Origin of the sequence: Kribbella sp., from assembly GCF_035687465.1 — a bacterium.
Taxonomy (GTDB): Bacteria; Actinomycetota; Actinomycetes; order Propionibacteriales; family Kribbellaceae; genus Kribbella.
Genome location: NZ_DASRXP010000038.1, coordinates 1 through 3,762, shown reverse-complemented (window position 1 = coordinate 3,762; position 3,762 = coordinate 1). Strand labels below are relative to the sequence as shown.

At 67.4% G+C, this 3,762-nt stretch carries 5 protein-coding genes; 3 read left to right on the top strand and 2 right to left on the bottom strand.

Annotated features, from left to right (window positions below; all coding sequences use genetic code 11):
* The first annotated feature begins 112 nt into the window (after positions 1 to 112).
* Positions 113 to 991: a bifunctional helix-turn-helix transcriptional regulator/GNAT family N-acetyltransferase gene (locus tag VFG33_RS01860; RefSeq protein ID WP_325021668.1), complete on the top strand. Its 879-nt coding sequence runs from the start codon at positions 113 to 115 to the stop codon at positions 989 to 991.
* A gap of 100 nt (positions 992 to 1,091) precedes the next feature.
* Here the strand turns inward: VFG33_RS01860 and VFG33_RS01855 are convergent, their stop codons facing one another.
* On the bottom strand, positions 1,092 to 2,216 hold the full coding sequence (locus VFG33_RS01855) for a TIGR03118 family protein (protein ID WP_325021666.1): 1,125 nt from the start codon (positions 2,214 to 2,216) through the stop codon (positions 1,092 to 1,094).
* A gap of 148 nt (positions 2,217 to 2,364) precedes the next feature.
* Positions 2,365 to 3,006: a hypothetical protein gene (locus VFG33_RS01850; protein WP_325021664.1), complete on the bottom strand. Its 642-nt coding sequence runs from the start codon at positions 3,004 to 3,006 to the stop codon at positions 2,365 to 2,367.
* Positions 3,007 to 3,460: 454 nt separating this feature from the next.
* Here VFG33_RS01850 and kdpF point away from each other — a divergent pair, with 454 nt between their 5' ends.
* Positions 3,461 to 3,550: a K(+)-transporting ATPase subunit F gene (gene kdpF / locus VFG33_RS01845; RefSeq protein ID WP_325021663.1), complete on the top strand. Its 90-nt coding sequence runs from the start codon at positions 3,461 to 3,463 to the stop codon at positions 3,548 to 3,550.
* The coding region (locus tag VFG33_RS01840; protein WP_325021661.1) for a potassium-transporting ATPase subunit KdpA at positions 3,550 to 3,762 on the top strand (213 nt) is incomplete at its 3' end. The genes kdpF and VFG33_RS01840, both read left to right, overlap by 1 nt.

The following is a 3,762-nucleotide window of genomic DNA, read 5'->3' as shown; positions in this document are numbered from 1 at the left end:
CTCGAGGCGGGCGGGCGGGTCCGCTGGCTGGTTCATCCGCACCTGACCGGGTGGCAGCCGTACCGGCGGCGGGATCCGATCGATCTGGTATTTCTCTGACTATAGTCAGAGAATGGGGATCGCCGATATCAGGAGATTCAACCGGACCGTGACCCAACGGATCGGTGCGCTGAACGACGGGTACATGGCCAGCGACCGGCCGCTCGGCCAGGCGCGGGTGCTCTGGGAGATCGGGCCGGCCGGGTGTGACGTCCGGTTGTTGCGCTCGCGGCTCGATCTCGATTCGGGTTATCTGAGCCGGTTGCTGCGGACCCTCGAGGCCGACGGTCTGGTCGAGGTGGAGCAGAGCGGCTCGGACGGCCGTGTGCGGACGGCCCGGCTGACAGAGCGTGGGCTGGCCGAACGGTCTGTCCTCGACCAGCGCTCCGACGACCTCGCCGCCTCGATCCTCGAGCCACTCAGCGAACAGCAGCAGGCCAGGCTGATCCAGGCGATGGGCGAAGTCGAGCGGCTGCTGATCGCCTCGACAGTCCAGGTCGGCGTCGTCGATCCGCGGCAGCCGGACGCGCAGTACTGCCTGCAGTCGTACTTCGACGAACTGGCCGCGCGCTTCGACGACGGCTTCGACCACGCCCGCACGATCTCCGCCAATGCCGATGAGCTGACGCCACCGGCCGGGCTGCTCCTGGTCGCGACCTTGCACTCTCAGCCGGTCGGTTGCGGCGGACTCAAACTGCACGGCACCGAACCGGCCGAACTGAAACGCATGTGGGTCTCCTCGGACGTCCGCGGCCTGGGGCTGGGCCGTCGCCTCCTGACCGAACTGGAGAAACAGGCCGCAGCCCACGGCGCCGCAGTACTGCGCCTGGAAACCAACCGCAATCTCACCGAGGCGATCTCCCTCTACCGAGCCACCGGCTACATCGAGGTCCCCGCGTTCAACACTGAGCCCTACGCCCACCACTGGTTCGAAAAGCCTTTGAAAACGTAAAGGCTGGGCGGGGGCGGTGTGGCTGAGAAGTCCCCTCGGCATCTCAGAAGCACTCCGGCCCCGCCCAGCTCGTCATGCCAGCGCGGTCAGACCGACTGGGTCAGGGGTGGCGAAGGACGCCCAGGAGGCCGTGGGTCTCGTTGGCGATGCCGGCGGAGAACCAGACCGCGTCGGTGCCGCCGGTGGTGGCGGTGCCTGGGGTCAGGGCCCAGAGGCCGGGGATCACGAGCGTGCGGCCGGAGGCATTCTTCAGTTGACCGTTGATCTTGTGATCGAAGCGTCCGTGGGACTTCGCGGAGACCACATTGACGCGCCCGTCGCCGAAGTTGCCGATCAGCAGGTCGCCGGCCAGCTTGCCCCAGCTCGCGGGGGCGATGGCGAGACCCCAGGGAGCGTTCAGGGTGCTACGGGAGGCGATGCGGTCGACGAACTTGCCGTCCACGGTGTACTCGTCGACGAACCCGAGGCCCTTGCCGCTCGCGTTGCGGCCCGTCTTCGGGTCGACCTTCGCGTAGGCGACGAAGATCTTCCCGTTCAGCGTCTGCACGTTGAACGGCGAGTAGCCCCTCGGCAGGTGGGAGTCCCGGAAGGCCCACCACGGCTGCTTCACCAGGTTGAAGCTGCTGTCGAAGACGTCGATCTTCCCCTGGGCGAAGTTCGCGGCGTACAGCCGATCGCCTGCGGAAGCGGTCGCGATAGCGAGGCCGGTGTAGGAGGCACCAGGCACGGTGGCCTTGATCTGAGCGGCACCGATGGCCGGCGTGGCCGGTGGGCCCCACGCGGCGATCTGGCCGGTGAGCGTGGAGAAGATGAAGCGGGCCGGACCGGTGGCGGTGCCGTTGGTGAGGACGAAGCCGGTTCCGGCGTTGCTGACCTGGCCGGTCGGGACCGGAACAGTGACGCGGACCGTCGGCACCTTGGCCGCGGTGTTCGTGCCCGGGGCATTCGTGTAGAGCGTCGAGGACGAGGTGCCCTGGTTGGACACCCAGAGTGGCGAGGTCGCACTGAGGGCGAGGCCCCACGGGTTGACCAGGTCGGGGTCGGTCAGCGGGGCCTTGCCAGGCACGTCGGAGACCAGGTTCACCTGCTGGACGGCGAGGCTACTGCCGTGCGTGGATCCGTGGGAATCGTGGGCGCTGGCGGCGCTGGGTGCGACCAGGGCCAGCCCACCGATGACGGCGGTGGCAACCGCGAACGGCCGGCCCTTCGAGCGGAGAAGCTGCATGACACTTTCCTGTCCGTAGGAAGTGGAACACCTTCCATACGGACGAATGCACTGGCCGGTTCACCCGTCGACTGCCTGCGTTTGATCGGCTGCCTTCAGGACGTCGGACTGATGAGAGCGCCGACGTCCTGGAGTGCAGCTGAGGAGGTCAGGCCCAGGTCTCCGCGTGGGTGACGAGGCCGTTGGGGGCGCCGATCTCGGTGACGACGTCGTCGGCGTCCGCTTCCAGCGGCTCGAAGGGGTACTCCGGTACGACGTACGCGCGGGCGCCGGCGATCAGGTCGACCCCGGGCAGCTCGAACCACGCCTCGCCCACCTCGCGGCTGATCTCGTAGATCGCCTGCTCGGCGGAGTCCACCGGGTCGGGTTCGCCGGACTCGTCCAGCTCGGCCGGGTGCCGCTCCTGCGCGGACCGGCCAGCGTCGAGCAGCGCCTCCAGGTCGACGACGCGCAGGTCGAACCGCGAGACCACGGTGATCAGCTGGTCCTGCTCCTCCGGCTCCTCGTCGTCGTCCTCGTCCTCGATCTCGTCCTCCAGCAGCAGCGGCGCAGTACCGGTGTGCTCGAAGACGGCGTCGTTCCAGCCCTCGACGAGCTCCTCCAGCGCGACGTTCTGCTCGTACAGGGCGTTCTGCTCGTCCGGACCGCCGGTCATCGCGAGCAGGGCGTCGGTGTGCGCCTGAAGACGCTCGGCGAGCAGCCGGCTCGCCTCGGCCAGCGCCTTGCGGGTCTCCTCGGAGAAGAACTGTTCCGCCTGGGCGGCGGGCTGCTGGTCGTCCACTTCAGTCACTGCGTAGGTCCCTAACTCTGGTGGGGGCTGCTGGTTGCCAGCCTTCGATGTCCCGTGTCGGGACACCAGTATGCGCACTCGCCTGCCCAGCCCGAAGTCGTATCCGGGCGCTGCCGGGTTCCGGCTAGCTGGTAAGGGGTCTGGCCGCCTGCCGGGGAGCCGTGATCGGGCCTTCACGGGATCGTGAACGAAAGCCTGCGCGGGGCCCGCGCAACTGGCTGCCCCCAGGAGGTAGCAATGCCGACGAGACCCCGTGAGAACGCTGTGAGAGCTGTCGGGGATGGCTGTGAGAAACCTGAGAGAAGGCTGCTGATGTGGCAGTTATCCGTGTGCAGTGAAGTCATGAGTAAGTTCGCCGAGGGGTGTGGCCGGCCATGAAAGACGTGCTGTATCTCGCGATCACTGTGGTGGTCTTCGTGGCCATCTGGTTCGCGTTGCGGGGGGTGGAGAAGCTGTGAGCGCTGAGAACATCGTCGGCCTGGTGGTCGCGGTGGCGCTGGTTCTTTACCTGGTCGCTGCCCTGATCTTTCCCGAGAGGTTCTGATGTCCGACACCGCTGCCGGCCTGTTACAGGTCGCCCTTCTGCTGGTGCTCCTGGCGGCCGTCTACGTGCCGTTGGGCGGTTACATGGCCCGGGTCTACACGACCGACAAGGATTCCCGGGTCGAACGGGTCACCTACAAACTTCTCGGGGTCGATTCGAAGACCGAGCAGACCTGGGGCGTGTACGCCCGATCGGTGGTCGCGTTCTCCTTC